The 22,637-nt window shown below is 61.2% G+C and carries 19 protein-coding genes; 1 reads left to right on the top strand and 18 read right to left on the bottom strand.

The features are described from left to right. Positions 1-47: 47 nt before the first annotated feature. From RHP74_RS07335 to RHP74_RS07320, 4 genes are read right to left on the bottom strand one after another with little or no spacing between them, the layout of a single operon-like run. The gene (locus RHP74_RS07335) at positions 48-2,162 is read right to left on the bottom strand and encodes a DUF6311 domain-containing protein (RefSeq protein ID WP_311098613.1); all 2,115 of its coding nucleotides are present in this window, start codon (positions 2,160-2,162) and stop codon (positions 48-50) included. After that, complete coding sequence (locus tag RHP74_RS07330) at positions 2,159-2,545, bottom strand: GtrA family protein (RefSeq protein ID WP_010462169.1); 387 nt, start codon at positions 2,543-2,545, stop codon at positions 2,159-2,161. Before RHP74_RS07330 ends, RHP74_RS07335 begins: the two co-directional genes overlap by 4 nt. Further along, positions 2,542-3,252 carry a methyltransferase domain-containing protein gene (locus RHP74_RS07325; protein WP_311098611.1) on the bottom strand — a complete coding sequence of 237 codons (711 nt, stop codon included), beginning with the start codon at positions 3,250-3,252 and terminating at the stop codon, positions 2,542-2,544. Before RHP74_RS07325 ends, RHP74_RS07330 begins: the two co-directional genes overlap by 4 nt. 3 nt (positions 3,253-3,255) lie before the next feature. Continuing rightward, entirely contained in the window at positions 3,256-4,224 is a 969-nt protein-coding gene (locus RHP74_RS07320; RefSeq protein ID WP_010462173.1) for a glycosyltransferase family 2 protein, read from the bottom strand. 278 nt (positions 4,225-4,502) lie between these two features. On the opposite strand from RHP74_RS07320, the gene RHP74_RS07315 reads away from it, so the two are divergent. Further along, positions 4,503-4,694, top strand: a complete 192-nt coding sequence (locus RHP74_RS07315) for a DUF1508 domain-containing protein (RefSeq protein ID WP_010462174.1) — start codon at positions 4,503-4,505, stop codon at positions 4,692-4,694. Between the two features lie 202 nt (positions 4,695-4,896). Here the strand turns inward: RHP74_RS07315 and RHP74_RS07310 are convergent, their stop codons facing one another. From RHP74_RS07310 to RHP74_RS07245, 14 genes are all read right to left on the bottom strand, one after another. Next, entirely contained in the window at positions 4,897-5,601 is a 705-nt protein-coding gene (locus tag RHP74_RS07310; protein ID WP_282410566.1) for an NAD(P)H-dependent oxidoreductase, read from the bottom strand. A 73-nt stretch (positions 5,602-5,674) separates the two neighbouring features. Next, complete coding sequence (locus tag RHP74_RS07305) at positions 5,675-7,090, bottom strand: aldehyde dehydrogenase family protein (protein WP_010462179.1); 1,416 nt, start codon at positions 7,088-7,090, stop codon at positions 5,675-5,677. Then, positions 7,083-8,273 (bottom strand): pyridoxal phosphate-dependent aminotransferase, encoded by a 1,191-nt coding sequence (locus RHP74_RS07300; protein WP_010462180.1) that lies wholly within the window; start codon positions 8,271-8,273, stop codon positions 7,083-7,085. The genes RHP74_RS07305 and RHP74_RS07300 overlap by 8 nt, the downstream gene beginning before the upstream one ends. 27 nt (positions 8,274-8,300) lie before the next feature. Further along, complete coding sequence (locus RHP74_RS07295; RefSeq protein WP_311098607.1) at positions 8,301-9,908, bottom strand: 5-guanidino-2-oxopentanoate decarboxylase; 1,608 nt, start codon at positions 9,906-9,908, stop codon at positions 8,301-8,303. Positions 9,909-9,918: 10 nt separating this feature from the next. After that, a complete protein-coding gene (locus RHP74_RS07290; RefSeq protein ID WP_311098604.1) occupies positions 9,919-12,018 on the bottom strand; it encodes an acetate--CoA ligase family protein in 2,100 nt (699 codons plus the stop codon). Between the two features lie 18 nt (positions 12,019-12,036). Continuing rightward, positions 12,037-13,197, bottom strand: a complete 1,161-nt coding sequence (locus RHP74_RS07285; RefSeq protein ID WP_010462188.1) for an acyl-CoA dehydrogenase family protein — start codon at positions 13,195-13,197, stop codon at positions 12,037-12,039. Positions 13,198-13,250: 53 nt separating this feature from the next. Continuing rightward, complete coding sequence (locus tag RHP74_RS07280) at positions 13,251-14,042, bottom strand: enoyl-CoA hydratase-related protein (protein ID WP_311098603.1); 792 nt, start codon at positions 14,040-14,042, stop codon at positions 13,251-13,253. Positions 14,043-14,346: 304 nt separating this feature from the next. Further along, positions 14,347-15,759 carry an amino acid permease gene (locus RHP74_RS07275; protein ID WP_010462192.1) on the bottom strand — a complete coding sequence of 471 codons (1,413 nt, stop codon included), beginning with the start codon at positions 15,757-15,759 and terminating at the stop codon, positions 14,347-14,349. Positions 15,760-15,945: 186 nt separating this feature from the next. Next, entirely contained in the window at positions 15,946-18,207 is a 2,262-nt protein-coding gene (locus RHP74_RS07270; RefSeq protein ID WP_311098601.1) for an ATP-binding protein, read from the bottom strand. Beyond that, positions 18,204-18,977, bottom strand: a complete 774-nt coding sequence (locus tag RHP74_RS07265) for a transporter substrate-binding domain-containing protein (protein ID WP_311098600.1) — start codon at positions 18,975-18,977, stop codon at positions 18,204-18,206. Before RHP74_RS07265 ends, RHP74_RS07270 begins: the two co-directional genes overlap by 4 nt. A 5-nt stretch (positions 18,978-18,982) precedes the next feature. Then, positions 18,983-19,699: a response regulator gene (locus RHP74_RS07260; protein ID WP_010462198.1), complete on the bottom strand. Its 717-nt coding sequence runs from the start codon at positions 19,697-19,699 to the stop codon at positions 18,983-18,985. Positions 19,700-19,791: 92 nt separating this feature from the next. Continuing rightward, positions 19,792-20,439 carry a TetR family transcriptional regulator C-terminal domain-containing protein gene (locus RHP74_RS07255; RefSeq protein ID WP_010462200.1) on the bottom strand — a complete coding sequence of 216 codons (648 nt, stop codon included), beginning with the start codon at positions 20,437-20,439 and terminating at the stop codon, positions 19,792-19,794. Between the two features lie 91 nt (positions 20,440-20,530). After that, positions 20,531-21,310 (bottom strand): class II aldolase/adducin family protein, encoded by a 780-nt coding sequence (locus tag RHP74_RS07250; protein WP_154913885.1) that lies wholly within the window; start codon positions 21,308-21,310, stop codon positions 20,531-20,533. 75 nt (positions 21,311-21,385) lie between these two features. Further along, positions 21,386-22,435, bottom strand: coding sequence for an ABC transporter substrate-binding protein (locus RHP74_RS07245; RefSeq protein WP_311098597.1), 1,050 nt, complete (start codon positions 22,433-22,435; stop codon positions 21,386-21,388). Positions 22,436-22,637: the final 202 nt, after the last annotated feature.

The following is a 22,637-nucleotide window of genomic DNA, read 5'->3' as shown; positions in this document are numbered from 1 at the left end:
CGGGCAGTTTAGAAAGGCGCGACGGGGGCGTCTACGTGCGTTGGCTTTCAATTGACCGTCAAGGTCTTCAATCCGAGCGCAAGTTGGCGAACGTCCTGGCCAAGCCCGAACTGTTTCGGGCTGACCGCGTCGGCAAACTGCAGTTGCAACCTCACGACACCCTGACTCGACACCCGTTGTTGCATCTCGGCCGTGAGGGGAATATCGATCACGTTGCCGTCAGCCTGTTCAAGTTGGGTGTTCGTTGCCGGCAGGCCGTTGATGCTGATGCCGACACGTTGACGCCCATGGCCGGGAGGTAGAAACGCCGTCGTCTCCAGACGCAAGGAATGCACGGGCGCCAGGGTCCGGAACATGACTTCAGCGTCCGGGCCTTTGGACCAGACACCCCAGGGTTCAGTCTCGGACCAGCCCTTGGCCAGCAACGCGCCGCCCTTGTTGCCGTGAGTGAACAGCGTCTTTTGTCCGGGTTCGAGGGCGGGTACCAGGTCCAGCGGATTGACTTGCGAGGTCGCCTGCAAGCAAGTGCCGCACTGCTTCCAGCCTGGAGCCAGCACCGTGAAGCCGTCAATCCGGGCGAAGAGATCCGTTTGGGTATTAATGTTTCTCACCGACTGGATCAACGCACGCTCATCGAGCAGGTACAACGAGTCGGCGTCATATTTACCCGACGCCATTTCCCGGGCCGTCTGCTGCTCGGATTCGATCCAGTTGGCCGTGTCCATCCGCCCCAGGTAAACGGCATTGGTCGCAAGACCGTGGGCGCCGGCAAAATCAGCCACCGACATCCACTTCGGGGACAGATTCTGCGGAACGATCCAGCGAATGTTCTTGTAATGGGCTGCCGCGCTTTCCCAGAACGGATCGACCATGGGCGACGCCCACTTCGACGCCGGTTCCATCATCAATTGCTTGCGCACCCCTGCCCAGCCGGCGTGGGTGTCCACCATCTGTATCAGCAACGCCAGCGACAGCAGGCAAAAGGCCGTGCGCGGCGTGTTGGCGCGAATGACCAGGAAAATGATGGCGAAGATGATCGCGTAGTACACCGGCCAGAACATTCGCCCCGAGGCGCGGAAGATGTTGGCGATGGAAATCACCACGGGCGGCAGCGGATAGGTGAACTCGAGCAAGCCCAACGCCACATGATTTGAAATGGCGAACACCGTCAGCCCAATCAGCGCCAACAGCAAAAAGGGTCGCCGCCGCACCTGTTGCCCGAAGCCGGTATTGCCTTGCAGTAAACCGACCACGGCATAGAGGCCCAGCGTGATCAGGCCAAGTCCCAGAAAGACAAACCCTTCGCCGTCACCGAACCCTTGGACACCGGGCAGATCCTTCAGCACATAGGACCAGTTCCCCGAGTCGATCAGTGACAGCAGGTTCATGCCGTAGATGCCAAAACCGCCTGAGATCGCGCCTTCGGTGCCGACCGAAAAATACCCGGCTTGCCAGCAGCAAAAGCTGACCAGTGAAAACAGCGCAAGAAACTCGATCAAGGCAGAGCGCAGCGTCAGTTTCTTCTTGAAATACCCGGCCGCCAGATCGGCGATCCAGATCAGTGCAACCATCGCCAGAAAGTACGCGTGGACCAACGCGACCGTCGCCAGCAATGCGCCCCAGGCCAGGCGTCGACGACGCAGTTGCGGATGCAGGGCCAGGTAAAACGAAGCCAGCAGCAGAAAATGCCCGCCCAGGGACAAATGAAAGGGCATGCGCATGAGCATTGGCGGAACAAAGAGCAACAACGCCGTACTCACGGCACGCACACCCACATGCGACGACATCAGCCCCACTACCTTCCAGGCAAACCACGCCTGCAGGACGAAGCAGGTCAGTAACCAGAGGCCGAAATACTGAAAAGGTGTCGGCAACAGCGCAGCAAAGGGTTTGAACAAGAATGCCAGCAGCGGGTTGGAATCAGAAAAAATGATGCCATTGCCCAATTCCATTCCATAGGAAGGATTGAGCCCTATGGGAAAAGTCCACGGCGACTGCCGGAAAAAAGCCCATCCCAGGTAATGGGTCGCCGGATCGCCATTGCCCAGCCACGCAATGTTTTGCGGGTTCAGCGCCCGTGGCCCGATGATGAGGAAAAAGGCCACAACACCGATCAACAGCGGCAAGAGGTTGAGTGGCAGGCGTCTAGCGAAATCCTTCATCGATACGTCCAGAAGTTATGCAATACAAAGGTGAAGGCCGGAAGAGTCAGCGCCACTGCGCCAATCCCCAGCAAATAATGCAGCCCGGCCATTTGCGCAGCCCAGGCCACCAGCATCGCCAGCAGGAATCCGGCAGCGGAAACCATCATGAAGCGCAGCAGCGTTTTGCCGTGCAAACGGGCGGAAAAGCTCCACGTGGTATTGATCAGGTAAGACACCACGGTCGCCACGGCAAACGCCGCGCCGTTGGCCAAGGGCGGTAGAGGCAGCACGTAATGGATGAACAACACGGCGACCAGCGCATGCAGGGCCGTGACGAACAACCCGGTCACGGCAAAACGCAGGCCACGCTGGATCAGGGCGGATTTTTCGGCTGACGTCACGGCTTCTGCGCCAGGACAAACACGGTCAATCCGGCCAGACGATTCGCGCCCATGAAGGGCAGTTCGACGCTGCACAGCGTCTTCAAAACCGTATTCACCAGTGGGTGGTGCTGCTTGAGTTGCGAGCGTGGTGGCGACGGTTGTGCGCCCTTGGGCAACAAGCGCAGGGTCGCGGCAATCGGGAACACCAGGCCGAAGTAGTAAGCCCCCTGTTTCACGGTCAAACCGGCGTCCCGGGCCACCGTTTCCAGTTGCGCCAAGGTGTAGCGGCGCTTGTGTTCCAGGAAGTCATCGTGCCCGCTCCAGAGAAACTGGAACGCTGGCACCGTCATCAGGAAACGGCTGCCGGAGGGGACTTTATCGACGTAAGCCTTGAGCAACCCGACGTCGTCATCAACATGTTCCAGCACATCCATCAGCAGCACCAGATCGGCATCCACCGAGTCGATGCCGCGACGGTAATGCACCGGTTTACCGACGGTGGTGGCGTCCGAATCCTGGTCGTAACTGATGTCGACGCACCAAGCTTCACGGGCCGCCGAATGCCTCAGCAAATGGTGGGAAAAGAATCCGGAGCCCGCGCCTACGTCGAGAATCCTTGTGACCGGCGTGTTACCCAGCATTCGCGTGGTGGCCGCCGCTTTGGAGGCGTAATACCAGTGCTGGTCGATGCTCGAACCGAGGATGTCGGTTTCCTTGAGATCCATGGTTCAGTCCTTGGGGTCGTAGACGCGCCGCACCAGATACACCGGGCGGCGTTTTGACTCGATATACGTGCGGCCCAGGTATTCACCCAGCACGCCGATGCCGATCAATTGCAGGCCGCCCAGAAACGTGACTGCGACCATCAGCGACGCATAACCCGGTAAATCGACACCGGAGATCAAGGTTCGCAAGATGATGAAAATGGCAAACGAGAACGAGATCAGCGAGACGAACAGCCCCAGATACGTCCAGATGCGCAGCGGTTCGGTGCTGAAACTGGTGATGCCTTCCAGCGCGAAGTTCCACAACCGCCAGCCGTTGAACTTGCTCGCCCCCGCCACCCGTTCAAGGCGCTCGTAGTTCACATGCGTCGTGCGAAACCCGACCCAGGCAAACAGGCCTTTCATGAAGCGCCGGGACTCAGGCAGGGTTTGCAGGGCATCCACCACACAACGGTCCATCAGCCGAAAATCGCCGACGTTTTCCGGCAGATGTTGCTCAGCGATTTTGTTGTGCAGGCGATAAAACCAGTTGGCCGAGGTTTGCTTGGCCCAGGAGTCGGTCTTGCGACTCACACGATGACCCAGCACCACTTCATAGCCTTCACGCCAAAGGGCGATCATCTCGAGGATCACTTCAGGCGGGTCCTGCAAATCGACGTCGATCGGCACCACCACCTGGCCGGTGGCGGTCTGCAAGCCGGCGGTCAGGGCCGCTTCCTTGCCGAAATTGCGGCTCAGATCGACGATGCGCAGGCGCGAATCGGTCTGTTGGCGCTCCAGCAGCAGGTCGAGCGTGGTGTCGGTGCTGCCGTCGTTGACGAACACCATTTCCAGACCGATCAGCGTTTCATCCTTGAAGACGTCAGTGATCCGCGCGATGAACAAATCAATGGTCGCCGCCTCATTGAAAACCGGTATCACGAGCGAAAGCTGCACATGCCCGGTCAGTTGCGTTCCGTGCTGATGAGTCAATTGATTGCTCTTTTTTTATAGTGATTTTTCTACAATCCGAGGTCGTCGACAGCTGCTCGACGCCATGAGCCGTGTCGTATTAAGCAGGACCGAGGGAGGTGATGCAAGGGCGAAACTGCGGGGGTTTTGGCCATCCACACCGACCCGGCAGCGCGGGCTGAAATATTTTCAAATGCCTGGAAACAAATGCCTGATGGCCAAAAAACCCAGCTCCGCTAGGCTTGCCCCCGATGCGACACACAGGTTGTCGCGATGACCCATCGCATGGAGCGAGCAGAATGTATTTCGAGATTTACAGGCAATCCAAAGGCACGCCGAGCACCGGCAAAGGACAATGGCGCTGGCGCTTGAGGGCGGGGAACCACGAGACGATCGCCAGTGGCGAGTCGTATGTGAACAAGGCGGATTGCCTGCATGCCATCGGGTTGATCAAAGGGGTTGAGGGTGAAACGCCGGTGAAGGAGATTTAAACCCGATCACCTCTGCCGAACCTGTTCAGTGATCGGGAACAGCTTCGGCATATTTCGTTTTTCGGGGTTGAACTCGCTGGCCCCTTCGCGAGCAGGCTCGCTCCCACAGGAGATCTGTGGCGTACACAAACCCTCTGTAGGAGCGAGACTGCTCGCGATGGGGCCGGAAAACACACCCTCAAGCCCCCGCCAAAAGCCCCTTTCAACCAGGCAACGGATACAACGCCTCATCAAACTGCGACAAGCGCGGAAACTGCATCGGCCGGTCATCACTCAGATGCTCCAGGCGCTGCTGATAACTCTGCAGGAAATCTTTGCGTGCTTCGTCACTGATGTACGGCACATGCCAGGCCACGAACGGCTCGAGCACGTCAAACCCGACATAGGCCAGCGTGCCGCGCAGGATCGGCCGCAACATATCCTCCAGCGGACCATGAATCGCGCCATCACCGAACATATGCTCACGGCCGCCCAGGGTGACGGTAACCAGCGCCTTCTTGCCGCTCAATCCGCCCTGGTCGTAAAAACGTTTGCCGCCGTAGCAAATACCCGACACCAACACCCGATCAATCCAGCCCTTAAGCATCGCCGGGGCGGAGAACCAGAAAATCGGGAAGTTCAGGATCAGCAAGTCAGCCCACAGCAGTTTGTCGAGTTCTTGCTGGATGTCCGGCGCCAGCGACTGGTTCTTCACCCCCAGACGTTGCTCCAGCGCGTACACCAGGTACTCGGGGTTCTCCCGCGAGGAAAAGTCATCGGCACTGGCCACCGGGTTCCAGTTCATCGCGTACAGGTCGCTGACCCGGACCTCATGCCCCTGAGCCTCAAGCGTTGACACCGCCTGGTCACGCAGGGCGGCGGTAAAGGATTTCGGCTCCGGGTGAGCGTGGACAATCAAGACTTTCATGGCAATTTCCTAAACGTTTACAGGTTTTATGGGTGGGCGATAACCGTGCGCAGATCGTTTGAATCGTCAACGGTCACACCTGGATCGCCTTCACTTCCACAAATTCATTGAGCCCTTCTTCTCCCCATTCCCGGCCATTGCCTGACTGTTTGTAGCCGCCGAACGGCGCCTGATAATTGAACGCCGCGCCGTTGAGAAAGCATTGCCCGGCACGCAACTGACGCCCGAGTTGCAAGGCGCGTTCGGTGCTGCCGGCCCAGACACCGCTGGACAAGCCAAACGGCGAATCGTTGGCGATCTGAATCCCTTGCGCTTCATCGGTGTAGGGAATCAGGCACAGCACCGGCCCGAAGATTTCTTCCTGGGCGATGCGCATGCGGTTATCGACATCGGCGAACAGCGTTGGACTGACGTAGTAACCGCGTTCAAACGCTTGCGCTGTTTCGCCGCCGAAAACCAGCCGCGCGCCTTCTTGTTGTCCGGCCTGAATGTAGTCATGCACGGTGCGACGCTGCGCCGCCGAGCACATCGGCCCGAGGAAACTCTGCGGGTCCAGCGGATCGCCCATGCGCAGGCTTTGGGTTTCGGCAATCGCCAGTTCCACGGCCTCGGCGTAACGACTGGCCGGCAGCAACATTCGGGTCAACGCAGTGCAGGTCTGCCCCGAGTTGATCATCACGTCCTGCACGCCGTAGCGCACGGCGGCGGCCAGATCGGCATCCTCGGCAATCAACAGCGGCGACTTGCCGCCCAGTTCCAGGCACACGCGCTTCACCGAAGGCGCCGCCGCTTGCGCCACGCGAACCCCGGCACCGGTGGAACCGGTGAACGACACCATGTCCACGTCCGGGTGCTTGGCCAGCGCTTCGCCGACCTTCGAGCCCGGTCCGCTGACCAGATTGAATACGCCGGCCGGCAACCCGATCGCTTCGATCATCTGCGCCAGCAAAAAGGCATGCAACGGCGTTTCCTGACTCGGCTTGACCACCACGGTACAACCGGCGGCCAAAGCCGGGGCGAGTTTGCCGATCAGTTGATGCAGCGGGTAGTTCCACGGGTTGATGAAGGCGCACACACCGACCGCCTCGCGGATGACCAGCGAATTACCGACCTCGCGCACTTCATCCATCAAGCCGGCGAGTTCGACGTATTGCTCCAGGCCGATGATGGGCCCGTCGACCTGCACCGAACGGCACCATTGCACCGGCATCCCCAACTCGGTGGTGATGACCGCGGCCATTTCATCGGCCCGGGCACTTAACTGGTCGGCGAGGGCACGCAGGTAACCGGCGCGAACGCTCGACGGCGTCCGCGACCATGGACCGAAGGCCCGGCGCGCCGCAGCCACCGCGTTGTCGACATCGCGCTCATCGCCCAGCGGCACCGAACCTGCGACCTCTTCAGTGGCCGGATTGATGACCTCGGCGATGCCCTGCCCCGACGGGGTCTGCCAGCGGCCATCGATAAACAGCGTCTTGTGGTTATGCATAGACATGGGCTTCCATCAGTTCAGTGGCGCAACGGGTGATTCGCTGGCAGGCGTCACGCAAGGGTTCTGCGCCCAGCACCAGTCCCAGGCGAATATGCCCGGCGGCGCTCGGACCGAAGGCTTCACCGGCCAGCACCGACACGCCATGACGGTCGAGCAAGCGGTCGGCAAACGCTTGGGCGCTGAGCCCGGTGTCGCGGATATCGACCATCACGAACATTCCGCCATCGGGTTTCAAGGCCCGCACGCCGGGGCAGTCGGCCAGGCATTCGCAGACCAGATCGCGGCGTTGGCGATAGGCTTCGCGCATCGTGTCCAGTTCCGGCAGGTTGCTTTCCAGCGCGACGACGGCGGCGTCCTGCACGAAGTCCGGCAAACCGTAGAGCATGCACAGCGCGAGGTTTTCCAGGTGCTCGGCCAGCGCCGGTGGCGCGATTGACCAGCCGATGCGCCAGCCGGTCATGGCGTGGGATTTCGACAGGCTATTGAGTGTCGCGGTGCGCTCGGCCATGCCCGGCAAACTCGCCGGACTGATGTGTTCGCCGTCGAACAGCAACTCGCTGTAGACCTCATCGGAAATCAGCCACAGGTCGTGGGTGATGCATAAATCTGCAAGTGCCTGCCAGGTGCTGCGCGACAAACTGGCGCCGGACGGGTTGTGTGGACTGTTCAGTGCCAGCGCCCGGGTACGCGGCGTGATGCGGGTGGCGACGTCTTCGGGCAACACCCGAAACCCGTTTTCGGAACGCACCGGCACCGGAATCACCACCGCACCGCAGGCACCGAACACGGCTTCATAAGTGACGTACATCGGCTCGGCGACGAGCACTTCGTCGCCCGGATTCAGTACGCACTGCGCCACGCAGAACAACGCGCATTGCGCCCCGGCGAGCACGGTGACCTGCTCCGCCGAAACGTGCTGGCCACTGCGTTTGGCGTAATGCCGGGCGATGCTTTCACGCAGTGCGCGTTTGCCACGCACGTCGGCGTAGTGGGTGTTGCCAGACAACAGGCTGTCGATGGCCGCCTGCACAATCGGCACCGGGGTGTCGAAATCCGGGTCGCCGACTGACAGCAGCAGAATGTCTTCGCCCTGCTCTTTCAGCGCCAAAGCGCGGTAGTGAATGTCCCAGGCGGCAGCGCCGTCACCGGCGATGCGTTGAGTCAGATCGGAAAAGCGCATGGCGGTATCCTTTTTACAAAATTGGAGTCACTGCGCGCACGCGTGCTTGAGTTCGATCAGGGTCACGCCGTTGCGCTTGAAGCCGTGGCGCAAGTCGGTTTGCAACTCGGCCAGGCTTTGCGGCTCGCTCACCGTGCAACCGAACGCACGGGCCAGGGCGGCAAAGTCCGGGTTGCGCGGCAGCACGCCAATCGGCTCGATATCCAGCCCGATCATGTCGTCGCGGATTTGCCCCAGCGCGTCGTTGTTCCAGAGCAACACTACCAGCGGGCTGTCCAGCTCTTCGACGGCGGTGGCCAGTTCCTGCGCGGTGTAGAGAAAACCGCCGTCGCCAACCAGCACCAGACCCGGCCGCTGCGGCGCGCCGAACTTGGCGCCGATGCCCGCCGGCAAGCCATAACCCAGCGTGCCGTAGCCGGTCGGATGTAACCAGCTGCGTGGTGCCAGGCTGTTGAAGGCGTAGTTGCCGGTGTAGGCCAGTTGGGTCATGTCGGTGCTGATGAAGGCATCGTCCGGCAGCTCCGCAGCGATACGTTCGAGTATCGCTTGATGGATCGACTGCAAGGGACCGTGGCTGTTTTGCACCGCTTCACGCAGCGCTGCGACGGACGCGATCGCTGCACTGGCATCGCGATTGACGGGCGACAGACGTTCCAGCAACGCGGCGAGGGTGTGTTGCGCATCGCCTTGCAGCGCCACCGCGCACGGGTAGAAATCGTTGAACTTGCGCGGGTCGATGTCCACGCGCAGCAGCTCGGCATTCAGCGGCAGACGCTCGCGCCAGAAATCGGTGTCGGCCATTTCGGTGCCAACGGCCAGCACCACGTCCGCCTCGGCGATGAGTTGCCAACCCGGCTCGACGCACAGGGTCGAGCCGGCATTGAGGGGTGCATCCGGCGGCAACAGGCCTTTGCCGGCCACGCTGGTAAACAGCGGCGCGGCGAGTCGAATGCTGAGTTCATGCACTTGCTGCTGCGCATTCAATGCGCCACCGCCGGCGATGATCATCGGCCGTTTGGCGCTTTGCAGTTTGGCCACGGCCTGATCCAGCGCCGTAGCGGCCGGTACGCCACGGCTCGGGCGACGCACCACTTCATTGCTCCAGTCGCGGCTGACCTTTGCCGACAGCACGTCGAGCGGCACGGAAATGTGCACCGGGCGCGGACGCTCACTGTCAAACACCGCGTAGGCACGGGCGATCAGTTCAGGCAGGTCCTCGGCGCTAAGGGCTACCGCCGAAAACGCCGTGATCGGCGCGGTAATTGCGCGCTGGTCCTGGGTTTCGTGCAGGCACCCCCAGCCTTTGCCGAGGCTGGCGGTGTGGTTGACGCTGGATATCACCAGCATCGGAATCGAGTCGGCATAAGCCTGGCCGATGCCGGTCGCGGCATTGGTCACGCCCGGCCCGGTGATGATGAAGCACACACCCGGTTTTCCGCTGACTCGGGCGTAGCCGTCGGCCATGAAACTGGCGCCTTGCTCATGGCGCGTCAGCACATGGCGAATGCCGCTGCCGGGCAGGCCACGGTACAACTCCAGCGTGTGTACGCCGGGGATGCCAAACACGGTGTCGACGCCGTAGTTGGCCAGCAGGCGGACCAGGGCCTGGCCGCCGGTCAATGTTGTGCTTTGCATATTCAAGTCCTCACTCGTGGCCGAGGCGAATCAACGCATCGACCGCAGTCGTGCCATCGGCACCGACCAACAATGGGTTCACATCAAGTTCCAGTAACTGCCCGGCGTTCTCGCAGGCGTAATCGGCCACCGCTCGAATCGCCGCCACCAGCGCGTCCAGATCCGCCACTTGGCGACCGCGAAAACCTTGCAGCAACGCGGCACTGCGCAGGCCGAGCAACGCTTGGCGAATGGCGCCATCGGTGGTGGGCAGCAACAGGCTGCGACTGTCCTTGAGCAACTCCACCAGAATTCCGCCCGCGCCGATGACCAGGGCCAGGCCGAAGTCGTTTTCGCGTTTGATGCCGACGATCAGCTCGGCCAACGGCGGCTTGGCCATGGGCTCCAGCAGCACCTGATCGAACGGCACGTGCGGCGCGTAATCGACGAGGCTGGCGCGCATTTTTTCCAGGGCAGCGTTCAGAGCGGCGCCGTCCTTGAGGTTCAACGCCACGGCGCCGGCTTCGGTTTTGTGCGGCAGTTGGGAGCTGACCGCTTTCAATACCAACGGATAACCCAGCGCGTTGGCGTCGCTCAACGCCTCGTCCGGTGAGCTCAACACGCCGTTGGGCGTCTGCAGGCCGAAGGCGCGCAACGCTTTTTTCGAATCCCATTCATTGAGCAAGCGACCTTCGCCTTCCAGCGCCTGAGGGCAGTGCGGCACCAGCACTGATTCACCGAGCGCCAGCAGCGCCTGACGGTTGCGTTGATAGCCAGCAATCCGACCCCACGCGGCCAGCCCGTCTTCGACGCCTTGCAACGCCGCCACGCCTTGGGTATGCAGACGTTCGCGAGCGTGGGCCGGCAGCAATTCCGGGAAAGCCGAGGTGACAAAACCGGTCTTGCCGTGGCGGATCAGCGCAGCACAGAACAGCTCCAGCAGCAGGTCGCATTCCTTGCGTTCGCCGGTAAATTCGGCCGGGTAATCGAGCACCAGCATCGCCGCATCGGCTTCGGTGCGCAGGGCGCTGTCGAGCATGTGGTTCAAGGCTTCGCCGTCGCCCCAGATCGCCGTGGTGAAATCCAGCGGATTGACCAGATTGGCGTAGCTCGGCAGCACTTGCGCCAGCTCATCGCGCTGACCTTCGTCGAGTTTCGCCAAGCTCAGCTCGTTGCGCTCGGCGTAGTCGGCAATCAGCCCGGCATCGCCTCCCGAACAGGCCAGTGCGATCAGGCTGTTGCCCGCCGGCAACTTGCCGCACGCCGCCGCTTTCAAGGTTTCGACGAAACTCACCGGGCCGCTGACGCGGATCACGCCGAGGCGCGCAAACAGACTGTCGTACAGCGCATCGGAACCGGACAGCGAGCTTGTGTGACTCAGCGCCAGCTCGGCACCGATCTGCGACACGCCGGTTTTCAAGGCGATGATCGGAATGCCCTTCTCCAATGCCTTGTGCGCCGCGCGGGCGAAACCCGGGACGTTTTTCAGGCCTTCGAGGTGCAAGCCGATGGCGGTGACGCGCGGCTCATCGAGCAACACGTCCATCAATTCGGCGATGCCCAGTTGCGCCTGATTGCCGACCGACGCCATGTAGGCCACTGGTAGCGAGCGGTCACTCATGGACAGGTTGTAGGCAAAGTTACCGCTTTGGGTCAGGACGGCGACGCCCTTCTCCACCGGTTTTCCGCCATGGGCCACCGGCCACAGCGCGGAGCTGTGCAAGTAGTCGAGCAGGCCGTAACAGTTGGGGCCGAGCAAGGCCATGTGGCCGGCGGCTTTGAGCAATTGTTGCTGCAAGGCCTGGCCCTCGGCACCGGTTTCGGCGAACCCGGAGGCGTAGCAGATCGCCCCGCCTGCGCCCTTGGCGGCCAGTTCGGCAACGCAGGTCAGGGTCAGCTCGCGGTTGGTCGCGATGAACACCGCGTCCGGGCCGCACGGCAGATCGGCAATACGGCGCACACACGGCACGCCTTCAAGGCTGTCGTGCTGCGGATTGACCAGCCACATCTCGCCAAGGTAACCGCCGTCGGCGCAGCGCTTGAGCGCGCGGGCCATGCTGCGGCCACCGATAAACGCCAGGTGGCGCGGTGCGAGCATGCGTTTGAGGTTGTCACGAATCGTTTGCGACATAGCCATTCTCCGGACCGGTCAGCGCAACAGTGGCCGCAGCAATTCGCGGGAAATGATGTGGCGCTGGATCTCCGAGGTGCCTTCCCAGACGCGCTCGATCCGCGCGTTGCGCCAGATGCGTTCCACCGGGCATTCGTCCATCAGGCCCATGCCGCCAAAGATCTGCACCGCCTCATCGGCGACCTTGCCGAGCACTTCACTGGCAAACAACTTGGCCATGCCGGCCTCGCCGTCGGTCATGGTGCCCTGGTCCATTTTCCAGGCGGTGTGCAAGGTCAGCAGTTCGGCGGCGCGGATCTGCGTGACCATGTCGGCGAGCTTGAACGAGATGCCCTGGTAGGTGCCGATCGGCTGGCCGAACTGCTTGCGGTCGGCGGCCCATTGCAGCGACACGTCGAGCGCGCGTTGCGCCTGGCCGACGCAGTTGGCGGCGACCATCACCCGTCCGGCCGTGAGCCAGGCGTTGGCCACGTCCCAGCCCTTGCCGACTTCCCCCAGCACTTTATTGGCGGGGACGCGGCAGTCGTCGAAGAACATTTCAAAGGTGTGATAACCGCGGTTGCTCACGCACTTGGGACCCCGGCGAATGGTCATGCCCGGCGTGTCGCGGTCGACCAGGAACGACGTCACGGCGTTGCGCTGTTTGCCGTTGTGTTCGTAGGTGTCGGTGACCGCGAAAACGATGGCGAAATCGGCATGACCGGCGTGGCTGATGAAGTGCTTGCTGCCGTTGAGAATGAAGTCATCACCGTCGCGCACGGCACGGGTCTTGATCGCGTTGGCGTCGGAACCGGCACCCGGCTCGGTCAGCGCGAAGCAATCGATTTTCTCGCCCTGGATGCACGGCAGCAGGTAGTCGTTGATCTGCTCGCCGGTGCAAGCCATGAGGATTTTCGACGGCCGCGCGACAAACACATGCAGCGCCCACGAAACCTTGGACAGTTCACGCTCGATCAGCGCCTGGGACAGGTAATCGAGGCCGCCACCGCCCACTTCTTCGGGCATGTTGAAGGCATAGAAACCTGCCGCAATCGCCTTGCCACGGATCTGTGCCGCCAGCTCCGGGGAGACTTCGTCGGCGCGGTCGACCGCTTCCTCATGAGGCAGCAGTTCCTTGGCGACAAAGCTGCGTACCGCGTCCACCAACATGTCTTGTTCTTGGGTCAGTTGGAAATTCATGGGGCTACCTGTTGTTCATGTGCTGAGTAGGTGTACGAGGCCAGTCATCGGGCCTATTGGCCGCTGAAGTGTGCCGGGCGTTTTTCGATGGCGGCGCGCAAGGCTTCGGCGCCGTCTTTGCTGCGACCGCAAAGCAGGCCGGCGGCGAGCTCGGCTTGCAGTTGCTCCGGCAGGCTGCGCTGGGCGCCTTCGCGCATGAGTTTTTTGGTCTGGGCGAAAGCGAATGTCGGACCGTTGGCCAGGCGCGTGGCCAATTCGGTGGTCACGCCGTGCAGTTGTTCATCGGCGCAGACTTCGCCGACGAGACCGGCGGCCAAGGCACGATCGGCGCCCCACAACTCGTCGAGGAACAGCAGGCGCTTGGCTTGTTCAGTGCCGATCAGGCGCGGCAGATGCCAGCTGGCACCGGCGTCCGGCGAGTAGGCCATGCTGGTGTAGCCGGCCTTGAAGCGCGCCGATTGCGCGGCGATGCGCAGGTCGCAGCACAGCGTCAGGTCCATCCCGGCGCCGACGGCGGTGCCGTTGATGGCGGCGATGGTTGGTTTTTCCAGGCTGTACAAACGGCTCATCAATGCATGGGCGGTTTCGGTCCAGCCGTAGCTTTCGAGGGCGCCACGGGCTTCGGCTTCGGCCCATTCGGCGAGATCCGCGCCGGAACAGAAACTGCGGCCGCTGCCGGTCAGCACCACGACCCGAACGGAGGGATCGGCGTTGAACTCATCGAGCACGGCGTGCAGGTTTTTCAGGGTCGGAATGTCCAGCGCATTACGCTGATCGGGGCGATCGAGGGTGATCCAGGCCACGCCGGCTTTTACTTGGCACAGCAGAGAAATGTGAGTAGTCATGCGAATCCTCGAATTATTGGGTTTGGCGTGAGGTGGTGCGACTTAGGGCCATACTAAACGAGTGTTCAGCAAGACGGCAATTGGCTGAAGAGCGGGCTGTAACAGCTGCGCTTACTTAGTAAGTAGTTGATTTTGTTGGTTTAAGTTCTGACATCCAGCCATGCGACGACTGCGCTGTTACAACTTTGAACAACTGCCTACAGCGCGTAACCCGCCAAAAACAACGATGGGAGCGAGCTGTGGCGAGTGGATTGATCCTCTCGCCACGGCTTGCTCCCATAGGGTTTTGTCTTGGCGTGTACCGCTACGCCGTCGGCAAGCTCGGTGCCAGCACCGCCTGGCGCTTGCGTTGAGTCAGGAAGTACGCGGCGTAGCACACCGCGATAAACCCGAAGCCCCAATACAGCGAAGGGCGCTGCGTTTCATCCAATGCCAGGAACACGAACAGCGAACAGCACAACGCAATGCATGTCAGCGGCAACAGCGGGAACCACGGCGCCCGGTATTTCAAGTCGCTGAGCTTGCCGCCATCGCGCAGGTAAGCCTTGCGGAATTTGTACTGCGCCAGCGCGATCACGATCCAGGTCACCGTGCCCGACATACCGCTCACCGCCATCAACACCATGAACAGCGTGTCCGCCGCGACGAAGCTGGTCATCAACGACACCAGCGCGAAGCACAAGGTGATGCTCAGCGCCCGCAACGGCACGCCGCGCTTGCTCAACGGCGACAGGCTTTTCGGCGCCATGCCGGTCTTGGACATCGCCCACAGAATGCGCGTAGAGGCATACAGGCCCGAGTTACCCACCGACAGAATCGCCGTAAGAATCACAAAGTTCATCAAGTCAGCCGCATAAGGAATGCCGACCATGTCGAACACTTGCACGAACGGACTTTCCATCAACCCGGCCTGCTGCCACGGCACGATTGCCGACAGCACCACGATCGCCAGCACATAGAAAATCAACACGCGAAACACCACGTTGCGCACGGCGCGCGGGATGCTTTTTTCCGGCTGATCGGTTTCGCCGGCGGCCACGCCCATGATCTCGCAGCCCTGGAAGGCGTAGACCACGGTCATCATCACTGCGAACACCGCCGACAAACCGTTGGGGAACAGCGAGTCGCCGATCAGGTTGGTCATCATCGGTGCCGGTGCACCGCTGGTCAGTGGGATCGCGCCGAAAATCACTAGCACGCCGACCACAATAAACCCGAGGATCGCCGCGACCTTGATCCCGGAAAACCAGTATTCCGCTTCACCAAAAGCGCGTGTGGCCAACGCATTCAGGCCGAACAGCACCACCACGAACAGCGCCGACCAGTACCAGATCGGAATGGTTGGAAACCAGCGTTCCATCAGCATGCCTGCCGCCGTGAACTCCAGGCCCACGGTGGTCGCCCAACTCATCCAGTACACCCAGCCGATCATGAAGCCGGTGGCCGGCCCGATGAACTTGGTCGCGTGGGTTTGAAACGAGCCGGACACCGGCATTTGCACGGACAATTCGCCCAGGCACACCATCACCAGGTACATCAGGAAACCGGCGACCAGGTAAGCGAGAATCGCCCCCACCGGCCCGCCCTGATTGATCGTCACTCCGGAGCCCATAAACAACCCCGTGCCGATCACGCCCCCCAGGGACAACATGAAAATGTGTCGGCTTTTTAAAGCGCGGGTCAGGTGGATGCCATTACGTTCGATAGATTCGCTCATGTCCGCACCCCATCAGCAAGGTGCGCGTGGCGCGAGGAGGGATCAGCTTTACGGCGGTTCATTATTATTATCTCCAATAAGCTTCGAAGACCGCGCTGTGGCGGTTATCTCGATTATTGGAAGGCCATGTAAGCTCCCGTTGACCTTAACGCTCGAAGTTGTAAAAAGTCGTAACGAACTTGTATGTCAGGGGTGCAGCAGGTCGGTCAGCGTCTGTTGTGAATGCTGCAAGTGCGCGTGAACCTGCGGTGCCAATATCCGCAACCTTGATTCGTCGTTGACCAGCGCAGCCTCTTCCAGCGCGCGCAGCACAGTGGCCAATGCACGAAAGCCCAATGAGTCGCTGCTGCCGGCCAGGCGATGCGCCAGGTGAGCGACTTCGGTGCAATCGTCGGCCTCGATCGCTTCCGTGAGCGCTTCGCGATGCTGGCTGATCGAATCGCGCAACACCGCCAGCAATCCCTGGAGTTTCTGTTCACCGAGCAAGGTGCGGTGGGTGTCCAGCAACGGCCAATCCATTGCCTCGTCAACAGGCTGCGGCGTGGGTATGGGTGAATGCCCGGCCAGGGCCTGACGCAGATTGTCGAGCTTCAGAGGTTTGGCGAGGATGCCGTCCATCCCGGCATCCAGATAACCGCGCACCAGCGCCGGTTGCACACTGGCGGTCAGGGCGAAGATTCGGCATTGGCGGTTCGGGCCTTCGGTGCCGCGAATCAATGTGCACAACTCGACGCCACTGATGCCCGGCAGGTGCACGTCGAGCAGGATCAAATCGAACGTCTGCCCGGCGCATTGCATCAGCGCCTGCTCGCCGTCTTCGGCGAGCCAGACCTGATGCCCGTCCCGTTGCAGCAAGCCGCTGACCACTTCACGGTTCAGCGCCACGTCCTCGACCACCAGAATCTTCAGCGACCTGCCGGGTTCGCTGCTTGACGCCACCTCGGTGGTGCCGGTCGACGGTTGCAACGTCACTTCAAACCAGAAACAGCTGCCCTGCCCGACCTGGCTTTCAACACCGATCTGCCCGCCCAACTGCTCCACCAGATGTTTGCAAATGGCCAATCCGAGACCGGTTCCGCCGAAGCGTTGCGCCACCTCCTCGCTGGCCTGCGTGAAGCGCTCGAAAATCTTATCCTGCACCGCCGGCGCAATGCCGATGCCGTTGTCCGTCACGCTCAGGCGCAGCCGTTGCCCGGTCTGTTGCGGGTTGGGAGCCAGCAGCACGACCTCGACTCTGACCTCTCCACCTTCGGTGAACTTGATCGCGTTGGCCAGCAAGTTGCTCAATACCTGACGCAAGAATTGTTCGGCGCCATGGTGCCGGTCGGCGACCTGCGGATCCATCCGGCAGTGCAGCGTCGTGTCGTTGCTCAGCGCGCGCGGTTCCAGCAGCGTCAGCACCTCTTCGAGCAACCGCCGGAGGGAAAAGTCGACCGGTTCCGGGTGGCTGACGCCCTCCTCCAATCGAGCGAAATACAGCACTTCATTGAGAATCGACAACAACCCTTCGCCCGCCTTGTACAACGCATCCAGACGTTTGCCGTTGCGCTCATCCAAGTGGGCGTCACGCAGCAATTCGGCCATGCCAAGGATGCCGTTGAGCGGCGTGCGCAGTTCGTGGCTCATGGTCGCCAGGAACCGTGATTTCGCAAGGTTGGCCGCTTCGGCTTCATCCTTGGCACGCATCAGGCTGGCGGTGCGGCGCTCGACCCTTCGCAGCAGTTCATCGCGGTTGTCTTGCAGGGCCAGTCGATCGGTTTCCCGGCGGTCAATGTCACTGAGGATTGCCCGGCGCATGTCGTCCAGCGCATGGGCCACGGTGTCGATTTCGTCCTCGTCAGCGCCACGGCGCTTGTCCAGTTGCAAGGGGTCGTGCCAGTCACCGGCGGCAACACGCCGGGCGAACTCGGCCATGACTTGCAGGTGCCGCGTGACCAAGCGGTAAAACAGCCCCGACAGCGCCACCGCCAACCCGCATAGGAACACGCTCATCCATAACAGGCTGGTCAAACCGGTGGCGTACAAACGCTGGTGCACGGCGCCCAGATCGGTGCTGACCTCCAACTGGCCCAGATGCCGCGACGGCCCGGACGGCGGTTGATAGTCCAATTGAAAACGCTCAATGCGCAACGGCCCTATCGGCTCCGCGTTGCCATGCAGCAGATCGAAATCAGGGCTGATCAGATGCACCCGTGCCACGTCGGAAAAATCCACCAGGCCGCGTAACTGCACATTCAATTGTTCCTGGTTCAAGTCCCAGAGACTGCGCTCCAGACTGGCCAGATACCCGGCGCGAATCAGCTCCATGCGCGAATCGATCTCGCGCATCTCGCGGCGGTATTCGAAGTACAACTGCACGGTGCTCGCCAGGACGGTGAAGCACAGGCTGAACAACAGAATGAACAACAGCAGACGCCGCAACAGCCCCCCGGGCCGTGCGCCGATCATTTCGAATTCGCCGGCAGGTTGATCATGTCGCGGTACGTGACTTCGCTTTCGTCGAGCAAACGCTCGACCTCCCCGGCATCGACCATGCGTTTGAGTTGCGCATCGATGTCCGGCATGCGGCTGGCCAGTGGTGAACGGCGTGATACCGCAATCCGCAGGTAGTCAACGCTCAAGGAGGTCGGCAAGGCGACGATGTCTTGTGCGCCCGGCAGGTTCTCGACGTAAAGCTCGCCGGTGCGTCGCTCCGAGGTGATGAAGTCGATGCGCCCGCGAATCAGTTTTCCGAAGTTCTGGTGGCTGTCAGAGACCCACTCGATGTTTTGGTGCTGTGCGACCAAGCGGTCGAATTCCACGCCATAACTTTCACCGAACAGCAGCCCGCCACGGTAATGGGCCAGGTCCTCCAGACGCTCGAATTTCACCGGACGCTGGCGGTTGATGAACAGTGCGACCTCTTCACGCAACACCGGCACCGTGGAAAACATCATGCTCTGCTCGCGTTGTGCGGTGTTGTAGGCCAACACCACATCGACCCGGCCTTCAGCGGCGTCGAGCAGGCAGCGCTTCCAGTTGCCGAGCACGATGATGTCGACTTCATAGCCGAGTTTCTCGAAGAGGTTTTTCACCACGCTCGGGGCCAGGCCGCGTACCTGCTTGCCGTCACTCCAGGAGATCGGCGGGTAGACCGGATAGTCGCAATAGCGAATCTTTTCCGCCGCCATTGTGCTGTGGGCGACCAACCCCAGCAGCAGCGCAAACAGCCGCCACATAAGAGTCAGGCCGCTACGCTGGCGGTGAACAGGTAACCGGCACCGTGGATGGTAATGATCAACTGCGGCTCGGCCGGATCGTCGTGCAACTTGCGCCGTAAACGTCCGACCAACACGTCGATGGAACGATCATTGGGCACCCACTCGCGGTTGCGGATCTGGTCCATCAACTGATCGCGGCTCAACGTGTGGCCGCTGTTGCGCAGGAACACGCTGAGCAGCTGGTATTCGCCGTGGGTCAGCAGGGTTTCGCTGCCAGTGGCGTCGATCAGCCGTCGGCGATCGGTGTCCAGCGCCCAGTCGGCGAATTGCTTGACCGGTTTTGCAATGGCCGCCACCGGCTGGGGCGCCTGCGCGTGGCGAACCCGGCGTATCAGGTTTTTCGCCCGGGACACCAGCTCGCGTGGGTTGAGGGGTTTGATCACGTAGTCGTCGGCGCCGCATTCGAGGCCGACGATGCGATCGATTTCATCGTTGCGTCCGGTGATCAGAATGATCCCGACTTCCGAACGGACCCGCAGCTCCCGGGTCAGGGTCAGCCCGTCCTTGCCCGGCAAGCGGATATCGAGCATCACCAGATCCACCGTCTGGCTCGCCAGAAAGGTTTCGGCCAGCTCCGCGGTGGCGGCGCAATGCACGTCATAACCTTCCTGGGACAGGTAGGCATGCAGCAGTTCGCGAATCAGCGGATCGTCATCGACGATCAGTACCCGAGGAGTCATCGCTAGGTGTCCCGCGTATGCCCGAAGGCGTGTTTCTTATTAGAGTGTTTTGTTGCCTTGGCGCCAGAGAGTATCGGCAGCTGAACGACCGATCAACAGCCCGTCGTCTGAACGCAAAACCGTTGACGACCGCCCGCCTGCAAGCCGTCGACCCAGGCTTCGCAAATCTGAATGCCTTGCTCCGGGGTAAAGGTACCCGGGTTGAGTCCCGACTCCAGCCACAAACCATCAAGCAACGCGCTAAGGCTGATGGCGGCCAGGTCGGCATCGAAGTGTTCCCAGCCCTCCTCCTGCGCCAATTCGGTCAGGACTTTACGCAAGATGCCGCGATACTCGCCGTAGGAATGCTCGTGCGCGAGGTTGATTGATTCCGCCGTGCGTACAGCCCCCCAGAATGCCAGCCAGGCATCAATCAATTGCGGGTCGAGTAATTCGGCTGAAAACGAGCCGCGAAAAAACGCCGACAAGCGTTCCCGGGCGCTGGGTGCCGCGTGTTCCATGGCGTCGCGCAGCAACCCCATGACCCTGCCAGTAATCGCCCGGTAGGCCTCGGCCACCAATTCGTCCTTGCCGGAATAATGATGGCTGATCAACCCGACCGAGACGCCGGCCTCGGCGGAAATCTTGCGGATCGATGCGCCCTGAAAGCCGTGGCGCTTGAGGCAAACCAGCGTGGCTTCGATCAGGTTGGCCTTGCGCAACTCCGGCTCCATGCGGGAAAAACGGGCTTCCTGACTCATGCGCGACACTCTCCGTGGATCAATCATTAGGGCGCGGCGGTGAACGCCGCGGGCTGAACGACTGTACAGCAAGAGCGTGGCAAGTCTCCAGTCAGTCGCGATAACCCGGCGCCACCCGCTCAAGCAATCGCAACAGCGCGGCCCAGGCCAACTGCATGGCGTCCGGGTCGCTCAACTCCCCTTCGTCCAGCGGCCGGCCAGGATCATTGAACTGACGTTCGGTGTGTTCGCACACCTCGCTCGGCGGCAAGACCAACTCACCGGCAGCTTGCGCAGCGAGCTGGATTTCACAGGCTTTTTCCAGGTAGTACATGCGCAAGAAGGCTTGGCTCACAGTCTCGCCAACGGTCAGCAAACCGTGATTACGCAGCATCAGCACCGGCTTGTCGCCAAGGTCCTGCACCAGGCGCTGCTGCTCGCTCATGTCCAGCGCCACGCCTTCATAGTCGTGATAGGCCACCCGCCCGTAGAACTCCATGGAGATCTGGTTCACCGGCAACAACCCGCACTTCAACGCCGCGACCGCGCAGCCGGATCGGGTGTGGGTGTGCAGCACGCACTGCGCATCGTCACGCGCACCATGAATGGCGCTGTGAATCACAAAACCTGCCGGATTCACGGGATACGGCGACGGCTCCACGGCCCGGCCATCAAGGCCGATCTTCACCAGATTCGACGCGGTGATCTCATCGAACATCAGCCCGTATGGATTGATCAGGAAGTGATGCTCAGGCCCCGGCAGTCGCACCGAGATGTGGGTAAAAATCAGATCGGTCATGCGAAAGTGCGCGATCAATCGATAACAGGCGGCCAGTTCCTCGCGCAGATGCTGTTCCGTCGTGCTGCGCAGCGGGTGGGCGATCTCGTTCATTGTTGCGGTTCTCCAGGGTGATCGACTGCGCAAAACAGTAAGGCCGGACGCGGTGAAACGTCCAGCCGCCAGCGGCTACTTGCTGGCCCAGGCATTAAAACGCTCTTCGAGTTCTTCGCCGTGATCGACCCAGAACGCCACGTCCATCGACAGCGCGCCTTTCAGGTTTTGCGGCGCCGTGGGTACCCATTGCGCGAGTTTGCCGTCGAGTCTGGCTGCCGCTTGCGTATTGGTCGGGCCGTAAGGGATCTGCTCGACATACTTGACCTGCGCGTCCGGCTGATTGGCGAACGCGATAAAGCGCTTGGCCTGATCGACATGTTTCGAGCCTTTGATGATCGCCCAGTAATCCATGCCATACAGACTGCCCGGCCACACCAGCCCCAGGTGACTGCCGTTTTGCGCGGCTGCGGCCACACGTCCGCTGTACGTCGAGGTCATCACCACATCCCCGGCCGTCAGCCATTGCGCCGGTTGCGCGCCGGCTTCCCACCACTGGATGTAGGGTTTGAGCTCGGTGAGCTTGGCGAAGGCCCGGTCGACACCTTGCGGCGTGTTCAACACTGAATAAACGTCTTCGACTTTCACGCCGTCGGCCAGCAACGCGAACTCCAGGTTATACACAGCACGCTTGCGCAGCCCGCGTTTGCCGGGGGTTTTCTGCACATCCCAGAAGTCGGCCCACGACGTCGGAGCCTGCGCCAGCTTCTGCGTGTCGTAGGCAATCGCCACGCTCCACACCAGCGCTGCCGAGCCGCACGGCTGCGCGGCGTCGGGAATCAATTGTTCGACGCGACCGAGGATATTCCAGTCGAGTTTTTCATACATTCCTTCGTCGCAACCGCGCATCAGGTCGGGGCCTTCTATCTGCACCACGTCCCAATCGGCGTTGCCGGTGTCGACCATCACTTTGATCCGGGCCATCTCACCGTTGTATTCGCTTTGAATCAGCTTGCTGCGATCCGCAATGCTGAACGGCTGGAAGAACGCCACATCCTGGGCTTTCTGGCCGGCGCCGCCGTAACCCACCACCACCATGTCCGGTGCTGCCTGAGCGCTGCCAAGGCTGACGGCCAAGGACAGCATCAAGGGATAAAAACCGTGCTTGAGCGTATTCGATTTCATCAGTGGTTCCTCTTGCAGGTGTCACTCGACTCAACGTCGATGTGGCCCTTTTTTATTGTTGTGAGGTTCGCCCCAGGTGCGGGCGCCAAACGAATCTACTGCGAGGCATAGTAAAAAAACAAGTTGATTTTTTACTACAGGTAAATTTCTATAGGCAAATAATAACAACACCGAAAAGCCGGCCTTTCGGCTGCAGCCTGCC

Source organism: Pseudomonas sp. SG20052 (assembly GCF_031766055.1).
Classification (GTDB): domain Bacteria; phylum Pseudomonadota; class Gammaproteobacteria; order Pseudomonadales; family Pseudomonadaceae; genus Aquipseudomonas; species Aquipseudomonas mandelii.
The sequence above is the reverse complement of the archived record's forward strand: the minus strand, read 5'-3'. Positions and strand labels throughout refer to the sequence as shown.

Excerpts from the sequence above, each read along its gene's own strand:
- RHP74_RS07285 (WP_010462188.1), bottom strand. The coding sequence starts at position 13,197 with ATGAATTTCCAACTGACCCAAGAACAAGACATGTTGGTGGACGCGGTA.
- RHP74_RS07265 (WP_311098600.1), bottom strand. The coding sequence starts at position 18,977 with ATGTGGCGGCTGTTTGCGCTGCTGCTGGGGTTGGTCGCCCACAGCACA.
- RHP74_RS07325 (WP_311098611.1), bottom strand. The coding sequence starts at position 3,252 with ATGGATCTCAAGGAAACCGACATCCTCGGTTCGAGCATCGACCAGCAC.
- RHP74_RS07335 (WP_311098613.1), bottom strand. The coding sequence starts at position 2,162 with ATGAAGGATTTCGCTAGACGCCTGCCACTCAACCTCTTGCCGCTGTTG.
- RHP74_RS07270 (WP_311098601.1), bottom strand. The coding sequence starts at position 18,207 with ATGATCGGCGCACGGCCCGGGGGGCTGTTGCGGCGTCTGCTGTTGTTC.
- RHP74_RS07275 (WP_010462192.1), bottom strand. The coding sequence starts at position 15,759 with ATGAGCGAATCTATCGAACGTAATGGCATCCACCTGACCCGCGCTTTA.
- RHP74_RS07300 (WP_010462180.1), bottom strand. The coding sequence starts at position 8,273 with ATGCGCTTTTCCGATCTGACTCAACGCATCGCCGGTGACGGCGCTGCC.
- RHP74_RS07310 (WP_282410566.1), bottom strand. The coding sequence starts at position 5,601 with ATGAAAGTCTTGATTGTCCACGCTCACCCGGAGCCGAAATCCTTTACC.
- RHP74_RS07260 (WP_010462198.1), bottom strand. The coding sequence starts at position 19,699 with ATGACTCCTCGGGTACTGATCGTCGATGACGATCCGCTGATTCGCGAA.
- RHP74_RS07295 (WP_311098607.1), bottom strand. The coding sequence starts at position 9,908 with ATGCAAAGCACAACATTGACCGGCGGCCAGGCCCTGGTCCGCCTGCTG.
- RHP74_RS07305 (WP_010462179.1), bottom strand. The coding sequence starts at position 7,090 with ATGCATAACCACAAGACGCTGTTTATCGATGGCCGCTGGCAGACCCCG.
- RHP74_RS07290 (WP_311098604.1), bottom strand. The coding sequence starts at position 12,018 with ATGTCGCAAACGATTCGTGACAACCTCAAACGCATGCTCGCACCGCGC.
- RHP74_RS07315 (WP_010462174.1), top strand. The coding sequence starts at position 4,503 with ATGTATTTCGAGATTTACAGGCAATCCAAAGGCACGCCGAGCACCGGC.
- RHP74_RS07250 (WP_154913885.1), bottom strand. The coding sequence starts at position 21,310 with ATGAACGAGATCGCCCACCCGCTGCGCAGCACGACGGAACAGCATCTG.
- RHP74_RS07280 (WP_311098603.1), bottom strand. The coding sequence starts at position 14,042 with ATGACTACTCACATTTCTCTGCTGTGCCAAGTAAAAGCCGGCGTGGCC.
- RHP74_RS07255 (WP_010462200.1), bottom strand. The coding sequence starts at position 20,439 with ATGAGTCAGGAAGCCCGTTTTTCCCGCATGGAGCCGGAGTTGCGCAAG.
- RHP74_RS07245 (WP_311098597.1), bottom strand. The coding sequence starts at position 22,435 with ATGAAATCGAATACGCTCAAGCACGGTTTTTATCCCTTGATGCTGTCC.